Source organism: Paraniabella hibiscisoli, from assembly GCF_022512515.1.
GTDB classification, from domain to species: Bacteria; Bacteroidota; Bacteroidia; order Chitinophagales; family Chitinophagaceae; genus Niabella; species Niabella hibiscisoli.
This window is the reverse complement of sequence record NZ_JAKWBK010000003.1, coordinates 461,474-478,248: the sequence shown is the minus strand read 5'-3', so window position 1 is coordinate 478,248 and position 16,775 is coordinate 461,474. Positions and strand designations below refer to the sequence as shown.

Sequence of the window (16,775 nt, the reverse complement as noted above, 5' to 3'; positions counted from 1 at the left end):
AATGGGGTTGCCCGTAGGTTTTTCATAATAGTAACTATTGTGAACGATTTCGCAGGCAACCTCTTTTATTTAACTACATAAACTAAATCTATGTTCGACATAAAAGATAAGGTAGAGGACATTGTGGATAACGTAGAAGATATTGCCAAAACCTATTACCGTTTATCTGTAGTAAAAGTTGCTGATAAAGGAAGTAAGCTGGGAGCCTCGCTTTTAATTACGCTCCTTCTATTTGCATTATTATTTTTTGCCCTCTTTTTTGCCTGCTTTGGCTTAAGTTGGTGGGTAGGTGTAAAGCTGAACAATCACGTATTGGGCTTCTTTATAGTATCGGGAGGCTTGTTTGTGGTACTGCTCCTGATCGTATTGCTCAAAAAGAAAGTAATTAACCTTATTAGAAATATCATCATAAATAAGATTTATGGCTAAACCGGAGATCAATAATTTCGAAGACTTAATGGAGGAGAAGGCGCGCCTCAAAGAGCGCCTTAAAGCCAGCAAGGCCAGCATCAAAGAGTCCTTCGAAGGTATAAAAGAAGAGGTCAATCCCTTTTCCAATATAAAGAAAACAGCGCAGGGCGCATTGAGTACCAGTACTACCAATCCTTTGGTGAAATTTGGCATTAAGCGGGCCAGTGAGTTTTTGATAGGAAAGGTATTGTTGAAAAAAGCCGGCTGGCTTCCTAAACTGATAGTACCTTTTTTAGTAAGGGAGGTAGCTACCCGGCTCATAGGCAGCAAGGCCGATAAAAAATAGCCACCACCCTCAGAAATACTGCCAGCAAGCTCCGGGAAGCCGAAATTCCTGATCTCTCTGGTGAGAAACCCGCTGTCATTTAATAGATTCCTGTAATTGAACTTGGATAAATTGATTGTTTCCTTTAATTTCGCTCTCCGCTCAGGAGCAAGGGGGATTAGCTCAGCTGGCTAGAGCGCTTGCATGGCATGCAAGAGGTCGTCGGTTCGACTCCGATATCCTCCACTGATTACCAAGGTCTTACAATTTATGTAAGGCCTATTTTTATGCTCTTTTGCTCCTGATAAAACCAAATCGAGCTATAAATGGTTCAAGGTATCTGTGGAAAACTTTTCAAATACTCTAGGTTATAATGACAAAAAAAGCGCAGTTCTTGCTTGGGCTAAAGATCATCAGATACTACTCCATTTTTTAACACCTTGTCAATGTTATCAATATTGTAGTAGCATATGCCACCCAACCTGCTAAATGAAATTATACTATTATCCCTCAGCATTTGCAGTTTAACTTCTGAAAGACCTAACAATTCCATTACTTCAAATGCCCTTAACCATTTTTTTTGGCGGCTTTGACAACTTCAAATCCGTCCAATGGGATGGCAAAGAATAAATGTGTCAGTTATTTACACACTTTGTATCCTCTTTTGATCTTTTTGTCGAAAAGACAGCCAAGCTGTTATATTTCAAACACCAATAGTAATTTTTAAAGCAAGGTGCTATAAGAGCTTTGATAAATAAGTCAAAGTCACTTGAGCGTTGTCATCATTGCTCATTGCAAGTGAAATTGCATTAACATAGCATGCTTACCAGAAAGCACTATTTTTTTAGATAATTGCATTTGGAGAGTCTATTTAATGCCTCTATTTGATGATTATATGAAATACAATCTTAATTACCATTTATCCGGCTAGACATTTATCTTCAAGCTCTTGGGCTATCATTTAGGTTCAAAATTTGGGGTTTTGAGTTTTTCTTAATTGGAAACTAATATTAATGAGCAATAAATATGGGTGCAATTTGATCCTTTATTATCAGATCCGAGAAACTTGTTTCGAGCAGGTAAGAAAGGATAGATCGGTTGTAGGAACCTGCTATAATCAACGGGTTTTTGTGGCACTCAATCCAGGTGGAAAATAGCTTTTCATAGTCCCAGTGTAATTTTTGGATTACTGCGTTTTGAAAATTTATATTGACAAACTCTTTTAACAATTTCGATTGTGGAATGTCTTCGTTGTCCTCATCTTTAACATAAACGAAGCTTGCAGGTAAGTTGCAATAGTGAGGGAAAATTTTAATAAATTCCTTAATTGCGTGCATACTTTCCCGGAACCATCGTAAGTCGCAATAAGAGACTCTATTTTTCTTATATTTTCAGGAACAACCAGGATGGGGCAATCGGCCCAGCGAAATAACTCTTGCATAAATGCATTGGGCTGTTTTGAGTCTACATCTTTCCCAATCATTGACTGGCTTAGAACAATATAATCGGCGAACCTGGACTCTATTTGCCAAAACACTTTGCTCCAGTATGAGGCATCCTTTTCCTCTATAGCAAATTGGATATTGTTATTTTTACACTGATTGGCAAAACGCTCAACTGCCATCGAAGCTACACCATTGATACTATCCTTCTCCTCCCAAAAATCACGGGCAACAGATGCTACTATGTCGATAGATGAGAAAAATATTCCTTTGATGAATGATGCTTCATGCTGTTGACATTGTTTGATAAACTCAAATACGCCATGGGAATAATTTTCGCCATCACAAACAAGAATTACCTTTTTCATAAATCGTTATTTAAAATAATTTTCAATGCTTTTGTGGACGCCGCTCTTTCAAAAGTGTCGTAAGCACTTATAATGTCATTTAAGCTGAAGTAATGCGTTATTAGTTTTTTAGCGTCCACTTTTTTGGAGCTAATCGTCTTCAATAAAAGGGGTGTTGTAACGGTGTCTACCAGCCGGGTAGTGATAGTAATATTGTGTGACCATAATTGCTCAAGGTGCAATTCAACGCTTTTGCCGTGCACACCAATATTGGCTATGGTACCGCCCGGGGCAATAATAGACTGGCAAAGTGCAAAACTGGCAGGTACACCTACGGCTTCAATGGCTGTATCAACTCCTGTGTTTTCTGTCAACTCCATGATCTTTTGGACACTGTTTTCCTGTTCATAGTTAGTAGTGTGAGTAGCGCCAAATTGCAGGGCAATTGAAAGGCGGTTCTCATTCGAGTCTATCATAATAATTGCCGAAGGGCTATAAAATTGTGCCGTAAGCAATGCAGCCAACCCAATAGGACCCGCCCCTACAATGGCAACGGTGCTACCTGGCTGCACTTTTCCGTTCAGCACCCCACATTCAAATCCCGTAGGCAGTATATCACTTAGCATTACCAGGGCATCTTCGTCACTTCCTTCAGGAATAGGATAAAGACTGGAATCTGCATAAGGAATTCTAACAAATTCGGCCTGGGTGCCGTCTATCAAATGACCTAGTATCCATCCTCCATCCACACAATGTGAGTACATTCCTTTTTTACAGTAAACGCATTTGGCACAGGCCGTAATGCAGGAAATTAAAACGCGGTCGCCTTTTTTAAAGTTAGTAACGGCGTCCCCTGTTTTTTCCACGATCCCAACGCCTTCGTGACCGAGTATTCGTCCTTCTGTCACATCAGCCACATCTCCTTTTAGAATATGAAGATCTGTACCGCAGATAGTTGTTTTTGTTATCTTAATTATAGCATCGGTTGGCTTAAGAATAACTGGTTGAGGTTTATCGTCCCATGATTTTTTTCCCGGTCTGTGATACACTAATGCTTTCATTTTTTAATTGTTTTACCTGCAATCTACAAGGTAGTGACAGGCTTTGCCAATGATATCCATTGGGATCTTCGCTGATCCTTATCACCTGCGGGGAGTCGTATTGGACGCAAGCTTTCGTCTTTCAGTATCATCTGATCGTCTACGGGGAATCTGTTCATTATGTAATTTTCTAACGAATTGATTAACAACTAACAGCTTTACTATATTCAAACAATCATTATCAGTTTTAAAGAAGTATGTCCATGGCGAGAGAAGACGTTCCTCTTGGCTGGCACCTACGTCTCTTTCGAAAGTAATGACAGCAATTTCGGTAAATTACTTGAGGAGTGATCTAACACTGCAGTTGTAAAAAACACAAAGGATTGGCGCCTGGACTTTGTTATAACTTTGGTACACCGTGCATGGGATTGTGTATGCCTGGAGGAAAGTAATCGGTCTTTTATAATGTTTTCAAAAATACTTCTTACTGGGTTAGTTGAAAATGCAGGTTAAAGGTAGTGCCGGCATTTATTTGGCTCTTACAGGTAATGTTTCCATTTAACAATTCCGCATACCTGCTTACAATATGAAGCCCAAGACCAGTACCCTGTACATTGGTAGCGTTAGTGCCTCGAAAAAAGCGTTCAAATAAATGTTGCTGATCCTCCTCGGAAATACCAATACCCTGATCAGCAACCGAGATTTTTAGGTCTTTGGATGTAAGCTCACTTTCAAGGTTGATAATGCCACCTTCGGGGAGAATTTTATTGCATTGGACAACAGGTTTGTCAAAATTTGCCTCATTAAAGACGGATCGAGTTCGAGTTTTTCCTTACCCTTATGCGTATATTTTATTTGTTGGTTTTTCTTTAGCAGTCCGTTTAATTCACTTACGATTTGTTGTATATGCTGTTTTATATCAAATAGACTTCGCCGTATTTGAATTTTCCCTTCTTCAATTTTCCCTACAGACAGAAAATCATTTAAAATGTCAGTAAGCATATCAACCGAAGAAATAATTCGCTGTATGTGCTTTTCTCTGCGGGGCTGATCTTCATTTCCGGCATATTGAGACACCAGGTACGCCGAAGAAAGTACCGTACTAAGTGGTGTACGAAACTCGTGGGATGCTATGGAAACAAACCTTGATTTTAGCTCGCTTAAGTCCTTTTCTTTATTTAGGGCGATGATCATATCATTCTCTGCCTTTTTCGCCTGGATATGTCCATAGATATGATCAGGTAGCCTTCAATTTCACCCCTGGCATTGCGCATCGATGTAAAAGTTTGCGATACAGGAAAACGGATACCATCTTTGGGTGTATAGTAAATCTCTCTTTCTATGGGCTGGCCGGCATATACCTTTTCAATAAAGCTGGAGAAGGCTAGGTGATCATTGTCTAAGAAAATCGAGGGTGTTTTCCTATTCATCAATTCAGCTTCTTTATATTTCAATAATCGTTCGGCAGCAGGATTCATCATTTTGATAATGCCTTCTTTATCGGTAACTAATATAATGGCCTCGGCATGGTCCCAGATGTTTTTTAGAAATATATTGACACGATTGAGCTCTGCATCCTTGACCTCTGTTTCGGCAATGAGCGCAGCAAGTTGTTTAACGGTGTTTTTAAGCGTTATAGTCCGGTCTTCTACCTTTTGTTCCAGCTCTTCGTTCAATTGCTGCAAAGCGTTCTCTGCTACTTTTCTTTTTGAGATATCGCTTAAAAAAGCAATTACATACTTACCCTGATCTGTTTGGTAATTCCCCAGGCTAACTTCTACCGGGAACTCTGTTTTATCCTTTCGAATTCCATAAAGGTCAAGGCCCAGGCCCATGGGTCTTTTTTTGGGATGTTGGTTATAATAAGAAACATGCTTTACATGCCTTAAATGATATCTTTCGGGAATGAGTTTTTCTATCTGTTGCCCGAGCAATTCTTTTTCTGCATAGCCAAATTGCTCAAGAAGAAAAGGGTTTACGAGAACCATTGTTCCCAACTCGTCTGCGACTAAAATTCCCAGGAGGCGTTACTGAAAAGCACATCAAATCCAATGCCGGTATCTTTATTCATAACCTGTGATTTGCTATTCTAAAGGTAGTTTTTATTCTCCGGTGCGTGGGTAATATAAATGACTCATAATTAGCAAAACACATTTTCTGATAGAACATGCCGAAGGTAACAGTGATTGATGACCAACGTCAAGGTTAAACCGACCAAGATCATCGGGTTTTACCCCCTGGTGTCTTAATTTAACTCTAAAATTGGTCATGAATAGACGCTCGAAATTTGAATTTTTAAAAGGCAGGATGACGGGGTTGGATGTTGCGATATTTTATGACCCGGCTAATCAGGCTTTCAAATTTCCGACTTCTTTAATAAGGGGATTTTATTTTGATGTAGACGGATACATATGCTTTAACCTCGATAAGCCCTATGTTGATATAACTGGTATGGATAATGCGTTTCATTCTAAATTGCACTTTCACAAAAAGGACGTTCCCAGGAGCATTGATCTTTCAGGTATGGCAACTTTTTATTTGGTGAAGGAATTTTCGTCAAATAAAGTCTTTATAAAATTTAAAATATCTTAGGCTAAATGTTTCTATATGCATAAAGCGAAGCCATCAATCTGCGCTTATATCAGACGACGTATAGGCTATTTTATGAAGCGATTCTATCAGGATACTCCCAATTACACGGAAATAGCTTTAGGGTAATTAGTAAGTAGTGTTAGTAGTCGGATGTTGAATATTAGTAGTGTTGGTGACGTGAATCATTGTTAGCCCGGAGATAGTAAAATACCTTTATGTTGCTTGTTGCATCTTTATTTCTCTTAACTATGTGAGAAGCTTTTTTGATAATAATAAATATAAAGATCATGCTCAGGGAGTTAAATAAAAATGAAATAAAAAATATATTGCAAAAAATGATGTTCGGCCATATCGGTTGTCACGCTGATGGGGTCACTTATATCGTTCCTATTTGTTACGCTTATGACAATGAGTGTATTTTTTGCAGAACCAGTGAGGGACTAAAACTGAGATTGTTGCGTGAAAATCCGGCTGTTTGTTTCCAGGTCGAAAATATTGATACTATACTAAAATGGGAGAGCGTTGTTTGCTGGGGAACATTTCACGAACTTTCCCAAAAGGACGAACGAATGGAGGCTATTCGTGTTTTGCAGCAACGTGTTCTTGCCAAGGTAGACAGCGATGAATTGTTACGATCTCCCTATTGGCCGTTTGCCCTTTCTGGTTCAAAAGACGATGGCGTATTTTTCTGCATACAATTGAAAGAGATGACCGGTCGCAGCTCCATTTTTGAAAGCGTGTAGAGACATTGAAATTACATTTAGAGGCTCCTGCTTTCATTAATACATTTATGTACAAATTTCGGGCTAAAAGCCCTTTAAAAAGCGCCAAAGTTTGAAAGCTATTGGGTATGGTAGTTAGCGGCCTTTACCTGGTGAACTGATGTTATGAAAATTGCATTGCGAAACAAAGTTTCGTGGTGCGTCTACTTAAAATAAGAGGCCGGTTATCGGATCATGATATATTTAATTGTAACAGGTATTTTATGACAGCGTATAGAAAGTGGCTCGGCATTCTGAACGAACTTAAAAAGGAAAATGTTCAACTAAAAGATTGGCTTTCAGAATCAATTAGTGGTCAGGTGCCTGTTGATTTTGTTGAACATGCAGAAATGTTTCAACAACAATTTGTGGAAAAGGATCAGATCATAGACCTGTTACGTAGGGATATTGCCGTTTTATTAGAGGAGGTATCTATACATGGTATGAGGCAAGTGAACAAGAAGCAATATCTAAACTTAGAAAAGGCCATTATGCGCTTGCAAATAGAATTTCAAAAAATGAAGTTGTCTTTCCTTAACTTCCTCAATCACAAGCGAGCTAGTTGAACATATTTTCTAATTTGACATAGTTCAGAATTTTAATCCGGCTTCCTTCCATGCCAATTATTTTTTCATCTTTAAGCTCGCTAAGCATACGAATCATCGATTCTTTGGCTACTCCGGCTATAGCCGCCAGATTATCGCGTGATAAATCAATATAAAAATTGTCGGCGTCATTTATATTGTACTTTTCATTAAGCATAACCAGGGTATTTGCAACTTTTTTCGTAAAGAATTATAAGCCACTGAAAGTAATTGTTCGGCTTTCTCATCAACATTCCGGGCTAGTATGCTCATAAACTTTTTCATGACTACCAGATTGCTGCCGAGTAATTCTTCAAATTCCGATCGGGGGATTATTGAAAGCGCTACATCTGTCATAGCTTCGGCAGTTTCATGATAAATCCGTCCTTCAATAAGCGGCATGTAGCCGAGAAAATCACCCTCGGTGTGTAGGCCAACTATAAAATCTTTCCCGTCGTTGTTACGTTTAAAGGTCTTTACCTTGCCTTTTTGTATATAATACAGACGCGATGGATGATTGCCCTCTGTATAAATAACCTGTTTTTTTTTATAGTGGTTTATGTTTCTGTTTTTTTTAATTCTTCCAGGTAATCCCTGCCATACGTAATAGAAACGAGTTCATTAACTCCTCCAGATTGCCTGGTAAAAGACGTTTTAAATTATCCACTTTTGCCAGGCGGACTTCTATGGCATTAAGAAGCTCTGTACTGTGGAAGGGTTTAGTAATGTAATCGTCTGCACCCAATTCCATTCCTTTTCTCATCTCATGTCTTTCAGATTTCGCTGTCAAAAATATAAAAGGAATGCCTTGTAGTTCTGTATGCCTCTGAATGAGGTATAGCACCCCGTAACCGTCCAGAACCGGCATCATGATATCACAAAGGATGAGGTTGGGCCGCTCTTTGATAGCTGTGTCAACACCATCTTTGCCATTTGAAGTTGTAAATACCTGATAGCCGCCAAGTTCAAGAATCTCGGTGATATTTTCTCTGATTTCCAGATTGTCTTCTATAAGCAATATCTTTATCATAATGCATAAGTTCTTAATTTCATTTGCAGTATTGGCTATTCTTTACCGGGATGTGCTAAAAAATCCTCATTCTATATCACTAACAATTAAACAAATTGCTTGTCTTCTTTTTATAATTAGATTATAAAGAATGAAATCCATCGATACCAGCCTAAAACTTAATTGATAATCGTTTGGGAAATTGCCTTTAGTTTGATAAATATACCGATAAATTAAGGCACTAAGATTATTTTAAAGTAAAAGCTGTTATTACAGGATAATAGGAAGGTTTTTTTGGAAAGTTCTATTTATCAGGTTGACGGATATGTTCAAAATACTCAGAAGTACAAGTAAGAGACAGATCCACTGGATGGTTGGCGGTGTTTTTATAAATGGATATTTTAAAAGCAGATAACCAATTACAATGGCAAAGCACCCTTCTAAACTTATAAAATACCATGCTTTCAGTTCCTTCTTTTGGAATATGGATTGAATTATTTTAAGAATACCCCAACCTGTAATCCATATACCAACGAAATAGGAGAAGAGAAAGAAATTTAAGAAGGGATTAAACAACATTATAGCGCCGAACAGACTATTGAGTATTCCTTCGGCGAGTAAGCTATTTGAGCTACCAGGAACTGTTTTATCAAAGTAGTAGATGATTATCAGGAATACTCCGTGTAGCAAGATACATCCTCCCGATAGCTTGATTAATTGAAGATAACTATTCCATGGATCAATAAAGATGTACAGGCTTATTCCAATCAATATCAGGCTTATAACAGGTGTTATTAACCAGAGTGGTGGTTTTCTTATTGCTGATTTCCCAATGACTGTATGCATGAGCAATGCTTTTGTTTCAATACAAGGTCGCTACAATTAACAGGTTGGCCAATGATAACCGCTACATGATATACTGATCAAGATCATTTAAGCAGATTGTTAGAAAGCATAATACTATCTGCGGAGCTTGTTTTACATAGCTGCGTCACAAAAGCTATAGTTTCAACCTTCTATTAATAATGTTGTCTAAAAGTTATGTTTGCTGGTTCCTTTTCCGGTTCATCCATTTTACTATTTCAAACCAAAAAACAGAAATAAATCCTGTTAATATGGCAATTATTAATTGAAAAAAATGGGGTCGTTCAAATCCGAAAAATCGGGTTACCGGGTTCGCAAAAAGTATAAGTGCTACTAAAGTAACTGTAATGCTAATAATTAATGCAACCAGGTTGTTTCGGTATTTTAAGGTAGTAAAAATGGAATAATAAAATGAGCGGTTTATCAGTGTGAGGAAGATATTGGCTGTTATTAAAACTGTAAATACCATGGTTTTGGTTAATGCTTCGTTGTATCCCTCTCGTACTGCATATTGGTATATCAGTAGTGTTCCCGCAGTAATAGCTAATCCCTGCAAAATGCTGGCAGATAACTCGCGCCAGTTAAAGAAAGTAGTTGTTAATGCTCGTGGAGGTTGCTGCATGGTGTTTTTTTCCATGGGTTCATTTTCATAAATAATGGAACAGGTAGGTCCCATAATAATTTCAAGGAAAATAATATGAATGGGAGAAAAATATTAGGATAAATCCAGCCCAGCGCCAATGGAATAAAGACCGTGAGTATGATAGGGATATGAATGGAAATGATGTATTGAATAGCTTTTTTGAGATTTGTATAAATTTTTCGGCCATGGCCACCGCATCTACCATTTTAGATAGATCATCTTCCAATAGAATTAAAGATGCCGCCTGCTTGGCTATCTCAGTCCCTTTTTTGCCCATCGCAATGCCAATATGAGCCGCTTTCAATGCAGGGCCATCATTCACACCGTCACCCGTCATTGCCACTATTTGGTTATTCGACTTCAAAGCGTTGATTATTTTCAATTTGGCTTCGGGGAACATACGGGTAAAAATGTTGGTGCTCATAACCCGGCTTTTTAGCTCGTCGTCTTGTAAAGCCATCAACTCATTACCAGTTATACTTTTTTCATATCCCTTAAAACCAACCTGCCTGGCGATAGATTCCGTTGTTGCGGCATTGTCTCCGGTTATAATTTTAACGGAAATCCCAGCCTCATAAAAGCTTTCCAGTACATCTCGGATGTTCTGTTTGGGTGGGTCGTAAAAAGCGACTATGCCCATAAACCTAAAGGAAAGGTCTTGTTGCTTTAGAGGAAAAACAACTCCTGGAAAATCTGCAATACCCACACCCAAAACACGATACCCTTCCGACGCCAAATGGGTTATGGCCTCTTCTATTTGTTGTTTTTCTTTTGAATTCAAATTAGCCACACTCATCAAGGCTTCGGGCGCGCCCTTGGCTGCAATAATTCTTTTTCCTTTCTCATTTTCAAAAACATGCGTCATCATAGGAGGTTTCCCACTTAAAGGATATTCGTGTATGAGCTGGTATTCCGACCGTTCGTCATTAGTTATTGTTGTTTTATAGGTTTGGTGCAGCGCAATTTCCATCGGGTCAAACGGCAGGGGTTCACTGGCCCACATAGCCATTTGGATGAGACGGTTTTCATCCTCTGATAAGATATCGCTGGTCGCAAATATTTTATTTGATGACAATAAGAAAAGCTTTGCCACACTCATTTTATTTTCAGTGAGCGTTCCTGTTTTGTCAGTACAAATTACGGTAGCGCTGCCCAGTGTTTCCACGGTTTTCATTTGCTTCACCACTATGCCTAATTTCATAAGCCTCCAGGCTCCCAAAGCCATAAAAGTGGTAAACGCCACCGGGATCTCCTCCGGCAAAATACTCATGGCCAAAGTAAGAGACTGCAATAGGCTTTGCAGTACCTGCTGCGTATTCCAAAAATTTATCGCCCATACCACCCCAAAAACCACGGCGCCCGTAATAGCCATTTTCTTTACAAAATGGGCAATCTGCTGCTCCAAAGGCGTTCTCTCTTCCTTGATGCCCGCCAGGCTGCTACCAATTTTACCTAATTGGGTGTTGTTGCCAATGGCCGTGATAGTGGCTACTGCAAGTCCGCTGGCTACGGTAGTGCCACTGAAAATGAAAGGCTCTTTTTGTGTTCTATCCTTAAAAATGGCAAAAGATTCTCCTGTCAGTATTGATTCGTTTACCGAAAAATCATTTGAGTGCACAATGGTGCCATCTGCGGTAATTAAAGTGCCTTCTTCCACTACAAGGCTGTCTCCCATCACTAAATCATGACTTTTAATTTCTACTATTTGACTGTTTCGGATAACCTTGCAGTTGGGCTGCGAAAGGTCCTTCAGCTTCTCCAGCGCCTTTTTGCTCCTTGAATATTGAAATAAAGAGATAGATGTTTGAAATACGATAGCAACCGTCAAAAAATACCATCACCTACTTTGCCGCTGATAAAGTAAATACAAGCTGCTACCAGTAATAGTATGAGCATGGGATCTTTGGCAATGCGTATGGCAGTGTCTAAAAAAGTATTTCCGCTTTTGTAGTTTAATTGGTTTTGTCCAAATTTTCCTCTTGCAATAATTACTTCATGGTCGGACAAACCTTCTATGTTCCAATTCGGATGAGCCATAATTGCTGTTCAGTTTAGCTACTTTAAAATTTATAGCAGGTTATCTTTGTAAAGTTTGCGTTTAAAACCGGGCTGCCACATCGTATTCTACATCAGTAATATTAAACCTGGCATAGCTAAAATCACCTTTTGACAGCCTCCAGATCACGTCAAATGAATTAGGCACTTTTACCTGGTTCCTTAATCTGTAATCGGAAGCTTTTATAATCCAGGTTTCCAGGCGATTAGTATCCATATATCTTTTAGTTTCCAATTCAGTAATTTCCCCGGTTTTATTAAAAGTAATGGTAAAGTGCAGGTTAAGCCCGTTGTAGGTAAATGTAAGCAGGGCCCTTTCGGCATTAATTTCCAGCCATTGTAATCTATCTGATGGTAGTAGATTTGTAGGATACAAAACACTTTCGCCCAACCAGCGAAGCAATTCTCCCTGATTGTAGTTGCCGCTGTGGGCATCTGCTATCTTAAAAACTGAAAGTATCGAAACAATAAGTCTGCCTTCCCCGAAATATACATATCCCGGGCTACAAAAAAGCTAGTGCTGCCTTTCCAAATAAAACTCGGTACGGGGGTGGTGGCGTATTGCTCACCTTGTATATTGGTCCAGTTTTTATCAAACCCGGTCCTAAACTGCCCGTTGTGTTTAATTCTGGCATAATTGATATAGGATTGGCCATCAGTTAAAGCGTACCTGAAGTACTGTTGAACCGGTTCGGGCAGACCTGCTAATAAACCTTCGCTATATAGTTTGGGACTGATATTGCCCGATGATGCAAAAAGCATTTTTACTTCTTTGCCAAATTTCAGGTGCAATCTTATTTTGCTAATTATCAGCGTAGCTAATAATATACCGATAATGATTAATACATAGGCCATAATTTTGAGATGCTTTATTTTTACTTTCTATAATCATAGTGTTTTATGCAGGCATTCATACATGTTATGAGGAAATAGTGCTAAGCCAGCTGAATAACGGCTAACTTTTTTATTTTTCAATTCGATTCTTTTTTATTCCTTTCATAAGATCTTCCAGGTAATCAGTTTGTACTTCCTGAATTTCCAAAAGCTTTTTGTTTTGATGTACTAATAAATGATCAATTTTTTCACTTAACAATTTTATTTCCAACTCTGCTTTCAGGTTGATTTTATAATCATGTTCGCCGCGCTGTCTGTCTTTTTGTTCCTGCCGGTTTTGGCTCATCATAATAATAGGTGCCTGTATAGCAGCTAAACAGGATAGGATCAAGTTGAGTAAAATAAAAGGATAGGGGTCAAAAGGTTGCTTGGAGAGAAACCAGATATTAACCAGCATCCAAATAAAAATGAAAGAAAAAAGGTGATAATAAAAGTCCAGCTGCCTCCAAATGTTGCCACTTTATCTGCGATCCGTTGACCTAAAGTTAAATCTGATTCTATTTCGTCCTGTATGTTTTCAGAAAGAATGGAATTGTTTTTGATAGCCTCCATTACGTCGTTATCAATTGTTGCCAGCTCGCCTTTTTCAAGGGTTATTAGTGAAGTGAGATAAAACCTCCGGTATTGATTAAGCTCATCAAGCGATATAAAATTATCCTGGGTGAAATCCGGAAAATCTTTTTTAAGAGATCGAAGATGCCTGCCCTGATTTCCAGACCCCGAATAGCTTCACCCTTTTCAATCTCTTTTTTACTGATGCAACTTATTTTCATAATGTCGATTTCTGATTGACCATAACACAGTTCTGATACCTGGCTATTTGACTGAAAATTGTATCTGTACCTTCAATAATTAAGGGCGTTGTCTTTTTAATTATTAGATTAATGGCCTACTTTTTTTGTTCTTACGTATAATGTGGGGCCATCCCAATAGCTCATTGAATATCTCTTTCGTCATATGGTCAATTATCTATAAGTCGGAAAGTACCATGAACTTAGCTATTTTAAATGCGGGAGGCTTGTTCTTTGTACGTCTATATTTTCAAACAACTAAATTCTTTTACCTAATTCTAAACCAAAACTACAATTGCTTCCAGCCTAATACAATGACCGCTATCATCTTTTTACCTGATGTTGTTTTCTGACCGGTATGATGTGCAATTTAAACGGCATGTTTAAATCAGTTTGATACCAAGTCGACATTCTGAAAAATGATGTAAATCATCATCCTTCATAGCTGCCGTTATTGTTGGCATGCCAGATGGAATAGAAATTTGTTTAAGAATCCTTCATTCTAAAAATAATACTATGCAACAGATAAAAGAAACCTTACCGATTTTCGTAAAAAGGCATTTATATAACGGTTTAATTCTTTTGTTCGTTATTGCCATTTGTGCTGTAGTTTATACTTTCAGAACCGCTTTTATTTCACGGACCTCTAAATTGGCCGGCATAGGTTGGATTGCAACCTCCCAGCCCCTCTTAACAAATCGTAGCTCATCGCAAGCGGATTCTTTTTACCAGCCGCTGGTATTGTGCTATCATCAGGTTAGAGATTGGAAGGCTACTGATTCTAAATCAGATAGGGCCTATATTATGCCGGTCAATACATTTAACGAGCACATGAAGGCATTATACGAATCAGGTTATAGAACCCTCTTGCCTGATCAATGGATGGATTATATGAAGCGCGGCGAACGGCTACCTGGGAAATATTTTATTTTAACATTTGATGATGGAACAAGGGGCAGTATACGAATGCATTACCCTTACTGAACCGGTACCATTATAAGGCTGTTTTTTTCATTATGACTGTAAGTATTGATAAAAGTCAATACCTTACACGAGAGCAGATAAAAGATCTTGACAAAGCCGGCCATGTAATTGGATGCCATACATGGGATCATCACGACGTACGCTTTTTAAAAGAAGCGGATTGGTATGAACAGTTGGTAAAACCCAATCGGATGCTCAGCGATATTACCGGCAATACCATTAGGTATTTTGCTTACCCCTATGGCAGCTGGAATAGCAATGCCATTCAACAACTTAAAACGAATGCTTATGAAATGGCTTTTCAGCTGAATGGTCCCTACGACGCAGGGAACCCCATTTTTACTGTCAGGCGTATTTCTGTAGATGGTCGCTGGAATAGAACAGCACTAATGAAAGCTGTTTCCCAATTTAACGTGCACTAATAGCAATTTTTCTTTTACTTATTCGTGAAGCGATGTAAACTGTTTTAATGGTAAGCTGCATCCGGCATTTTGTTATCCTGTGCTTACTGAAATATCAGTTTTGGTGGTTTGAGCCAATGAATCATATCTATTATTGATATGTTCGTTTCCATGTGTCAGGATTATGAGTAAAGTTGATGGCTCTCAGCTTTTTTAGTGATCTAGGTCATAGATGAAGTGATACTTGTATGGATACCTTTATGAGACCATGTCAATAAAAGATAAATGTTACGGATTATTTCACTCGATCCTGGTAATTGTAGCGCTGGTTATGATCTCATATCCTGCGGCAGGCCAAAAACAATTACGCATTTTATTATCTGTCAAGGATCAATTGGATTTGTTTTACAAGGAAAATAGCAGCGAGTTACATTGGTTCAAAAATAATAGTGAAATAGATGGGGATCTTAAAAATGAGTTGATCAGAATATTCAGGGAAGAATCGGTATTGAATGGCCTGGACTCCCTGAAATATTTATCTATGTTACCCTTAAAAACAGACTTCTCAAATTTGTCATCCGTGGAGGCTTTTGATTACGATAGAAAATTCACTAATGCCGCCTTGACGTACTTTCTTGATTTATACCAGGGCGACAAGAACATCAATAAATTAATAGGCAGTGACGAGGTAAGTGGGAAATATGAAGAGCGAGACGTAGAATTTATTGTACACCTTTTAAGTAAGTCAAACAGCGTTACCGGTCTGAATTCGATGGTATGGTCTCTGGGGCCCCATCAGCGGGATTACACGCTGCTCAAGGCCGAGCTGAAAAAACAACTGTACCTGGGCGATTCTAAAAAAGCCGGAGCTGTGAGGACCAGTTTAAATTGTTATCGATGGTTTAGTCATTTTCACTTCGATAAGTTAGTGGTAGTTAATATACCATCTGCTGAGCTAAAATATTATGAGAGCGATTCGCTAAAATTAGATATGGCTGTTGTTGTGGGAAAGCCATCGACGATGACCCCACGGTTTGTTACTTACTGTGACCAGGTGATTTTATATCCTTATTGGAATGTACCGCGAAGCATCGCAGTTAACGAGATTCTGCCCGTTTGCAAAAAAGCCTGATGATCCTGGACGTATTGAAGATGCAGGTGATAGATAGTAAAGGAAGGATTATAGATCCCCGCTCGCTGGATTGGGGAAAGTTTACAAAGAATAATTTTCCTTTCCGGTTTCGTCAGTCTACTGGTTGCGACAATGCACTGGGGGTCATAAAATTCAATTTAACAAGCTCATACAATGTATATCTGCACGATACCAATCTTAAATCAGATTTCCAGGCCAGGTCCAGGTATTTCAGCCACGGTTGTATACGGGTTCAGAAGCCTATTCTATTGGCAAATAGCTTCCTGGAAAAGCAACTCGATGAGGCGTTTTTAAAGGCAAGTATAAAGGGTCAACAACCAATAGTTAACAAAGTATCATGGCCTGTTCCTGTTTTTGTTTTGTATATGATGGCAGATGTGAATGTGGACGGAACCATAACCTATTTCCCGGATGTATACAATTTGTTTTAGCTGGTATATAAGTGATTGTTCTTTTGCACATGAATGGTAAGCGAAATC

General features: G+C 38.7%; 21 protein-coding genes, 1 tRNA gene and 2 pseudogenes. 9 read left to right on the top strand and 15 right to left on the bottom strand.

Annotated features, from left to right (window positions below; genetic code table 11):
• The first annotated feature begins 90 nt into the window (after nt 1–90).
• From MKP07_RS33815 to MKP07_RS33805, 3 genes are all read left to right on the top strand, one after another.
• Entirely contained in the window at nt 91–429 is a 339-nt protein-coding gene (locus MKP07_RS33815) for a phage holin family protein (protein WP_240852458.1), read from the top strand.
• Nucleotides 422–757 (top strand): hypothetical protein, encoded by a 336-nt coding sequence (locus MKP07_RS33810; protein WP_240852457.1) that lies wholly within the window; start codon nt 422–424, stop codon nt 755–757. The genes MKP07_RS33815 and MKP07_RS33810 overlap by 8 nt, the downstream gene beginning before the upstream one ends.
• 151 nt (nt 758–908) lie before the next feature.
• Nucleotides 909–982 (top strand) — tRNA-Ala (locus MKP07_RS33805).
• 976 nt (nt 983–1,958) lie between these two features.
• Here MKP07_RS33805 and MKP07_RS33800 read toward each other — a convergent pair.
• From MKP07_RS33800 to MKP07_RS33785, 6 genes are all read right to left on the bottom strand, one after another.
• Complete coding sequence (locus MKP07_RS33800; RefSeq protein ID WP_240852456.1) at nt 1,959–2,546, bottom strand: hypothetical protein; 588 nt, start codon at nt 2,544–2,546, stop codon at nt 1,959–1,961.
• On the bottom strand, nt 2,543–3,586 hold the full coding sequence (locus tag MKP07_RS33795) for a zinc-dependent alcohol dehydrogenase family protein (RefSeq protein ID WP_240852455.1): 1,044 nt from the start codon (nt 3,584–3,586) through the stop codon (nt 2,543–2,545). Before MKP07_RS33795 ends, MKP07_RS33800 begins: the two co-directional genes overlap by 4 nt.
• A 23-nt stretch (nt 3,587–3,609) precedes the next feature.
• Nucleotides 3,610–3,744, bottom strand: coding sequence for a hypothetical protein (locus MKP07_RS40450; RefSeq protein WP_262920126.1), 135 nt, complete (start codon nt 3,742–3,744; stop codon nt 3,610–3,612).
• Nucleotides 3,745–4,049: 305 nt separating this feature from the next.
• Nucleotides 4,050–4,247 (bottom strand): sensor histidine kinase, encoded by a 198-nt coding sequence (locus tag MKP07_RS43350; protein WP_394803761.1) that lies wholly within the window; start codon nt 4,245–4,247, stop codon nt 4,050–4,052.
• A 23-nt stretch (nt 4,248–4,270) separates the two neighbouring features.
• Complete coding sequence (locus MKP07_RS33790) at nt 4,271–4,759, bottom strand: sensor histidine kinase (RefSeq protein ID WP_240852454.1); 489 nt, start codon at nt 4,757–4,759, stop codon at nt 4,271–4,273.
• Nucleotides 4,756–5,580, bottom strand: coding sequence for a PAS domain-containing protein (locus MKP07_RS33785; RefSeq protein ID WP_317236235.1), 825 nt, complete (start codon nt 5,578–5,580; stop codon nt 4,756–4,758). The genes MKP07_RS33790 and MKP07_RS33785 overlap by 4 nt, the downstream gene beginning before the upstream one ends.
• Before the next feature lie 864 nt (nt 5,581–6,444).
• On the opposite strand from MKP07_RS33785, the gene MKP07_RS33780 reads away from it, so the two are divergent.
• Nucleotides 6,445–6,900: a pyridoxamine 5'-phosphate oxidase family protein gene (locus tag MKP07_RS33780; RefSeq protein WP_240852452.1), complete on the top strand. Its 456-nt coding sequence runs from the start codon at nt 6,445–6,447 to the stop codon at nt 6,898–6,900.
• 242 nt (nt 6,901–7,142) lie between these two features.
• Nucleotides 7,143–7,484: a hypothetical protein gene (locus MKP07_RS33775; protein WP_240852451.1), complete on the top strand. Its 342-nt coding sequence runs from the start codon at nt 7,143–7,145 to the stop codon at nt 7,482–7,484.
• On the opposite strand, the pseudogene MKP07_RS33770 reads toward MKP07_RS33775, so the two are convergent.
• From MKP07_RS33770 to MKP07_RS33730, 9 genes and pseudogenes are all read right to left on the bottom strand, one after another.
• Nucleotides 7,477–7,689, bottom strand: a pseudogene (locus tag MKP07_RS33770) (helix-turn-helix domain-containing protein); the annotation flags it as partial. The gene MKP07_RS33775 and the pseudogene MKP07_RS33770 sit on opposite strands and share 8 nt — an antisense overlap.
• Nucleotides 7,656–7,997: a Crp/Fnr family transcriptional regulator gene (locus MKP07_RS33765; protein WP_240852766.1), complete on the bottom strand. Its 342-nt coding sequence runs from the start codon at nt 7,995–7,997 to the stop codon at nt 7,656–7,658. The pseudogene MKP07_RS33770 and the gene MKP07_RS33765, both read right to left, overlap by 34 nt.
• Nucleotides 7,998–8,076: 79 nt before the next feature.
• Complete coding sequence (locus MKP07_RS33760) at nt 8,077–8,532, bottom strand: response regulator transcription factor (protein WP_240852449.1); 456 nt, start codon at nt 8,530–8,532, stop codon at nt 8,077–8,079.
• Between the two features lie 249 nt (nt 8,533–8,781).
• Entirely contained in the window at nt 8,782–9,357 is a 576-nt protein-coding gene (locus tag MKP07_RS43345; RefSeq protein ID WP_394803744.1) for a DUF308 domain-containing protein, read from the bottom strand.
• 193 nt (nt 9,358–9,550) lie between these two features.
• Complete coding sequence (locus MKP07_RS33755) at nt 9,551–10,051, bottom strand: cation transporting ATPase C-terminal domain-containing protein (protein ID WP_240852448.1); 501 nt, start codon at nt 10,049–10,051, stop codon at nt 9,551–9,553.
• A gap of 7 nt (nt 10,052–10,058) precedes the next feature.
• A complete protein-coding gene (locus tag MKP07_RS33750) occupies nt 10,059–11,846 on the bottom strand; it encodes a cation-translocating P-type ATPase (protein ID WP_240852447.1) in 1,788 nt (595 codons plus the stop codon).
• On the bottom strand, nt 11,843–12,055 hold the full coding sequence (locus MKP07_RS33745) for a cation-transporting P-type ATPase (RefSeq protein ID WP_240852446.1): 213 nt from the start codon (nt 12,053–12,055) through the stop codon (nt 11,843–11,845). Before MKP07_RS33745 ends, MKP07_RS33750 begins: the two co-directional genes overlap by 4 nt.
• 61 nt (nt 12,056–12,116) lie before the next feature.
• Nucleotides 12,117–12,835, bottom strand: a pseudogene (locus MKP07_RS41710) (DUF6544 family protein).
• Nucleotides 12,836–13,037: 202 nt separating this feature from the next.
• Nucleotides 13,038–13,364, bottom strand: a complete 327-nt coding sequence (locus tag MKP07_RS33730; protein WP_240852443.1) for a DUF1003 domain-containing protein — start codon at nt 13,362–13,364, stop codon at nt 13,038–13,040.
• 910 nt (nt 13,365–14,274) lie between these two features.
• Here MKP07_RS33730 and MKP07_RS33725 point away from each other — a divergent pair.
• From MKP07_RS33725 to MKP07_RS40440, 4 genes are all read left to right on the top strand, one after another.
• Nucleotides 14,275–14,742: a hypothetical protein gene (locus tag MKP07_RS33725; RefSeq protein WP_240852442.1), complete on the top strand. Its 468-nt coding sequence runs from the start codon at nt 14,275–14,277 to the stop codon at nt 14,740–14,742.
• A gap of 32 nt (nt 14,743–14,774) precedes the next feature.
• Nucleotides 14,775–15,164, top strand: a complete 390-nt coding sequence (locus MKP07_RS33720) for a polysaccharide deacetylase family protein (RefSeq protein ID WP_240852441.1) — start codon at nt 14,775–14,777, stop codon at nt 15,162–15,164.
• Between the two features lie 223 nt (nt 15,165–15,387).
• Nucleotides 15,388–16,275, top strand: coding sequence for a L,D-transpeptidase scaffold domain-containing protein (locus MKP07_RS40445; protein ID WP_262920125.1), 888 nt, complete (start codon nt 15,388–15,390; stop codon nt 16,273–16,275).
• On the top strand, nt 16,275–16,727 hold the full coding sequence (locus MKP07_RS40440; protein WP_262920123.1) for a L,D-transpeptidase family protein: 453 nt from the start codon (nt 16,275–16,277) through the stop codon (nt 16,725–16,727). Before MKP07_RS40445 ends, MKP07_RS40440 begins: the two co-directional genes overlap by 1 nt.
• Nucleotides 16,728–16,775: the final 48 nt, after the last annotated feature.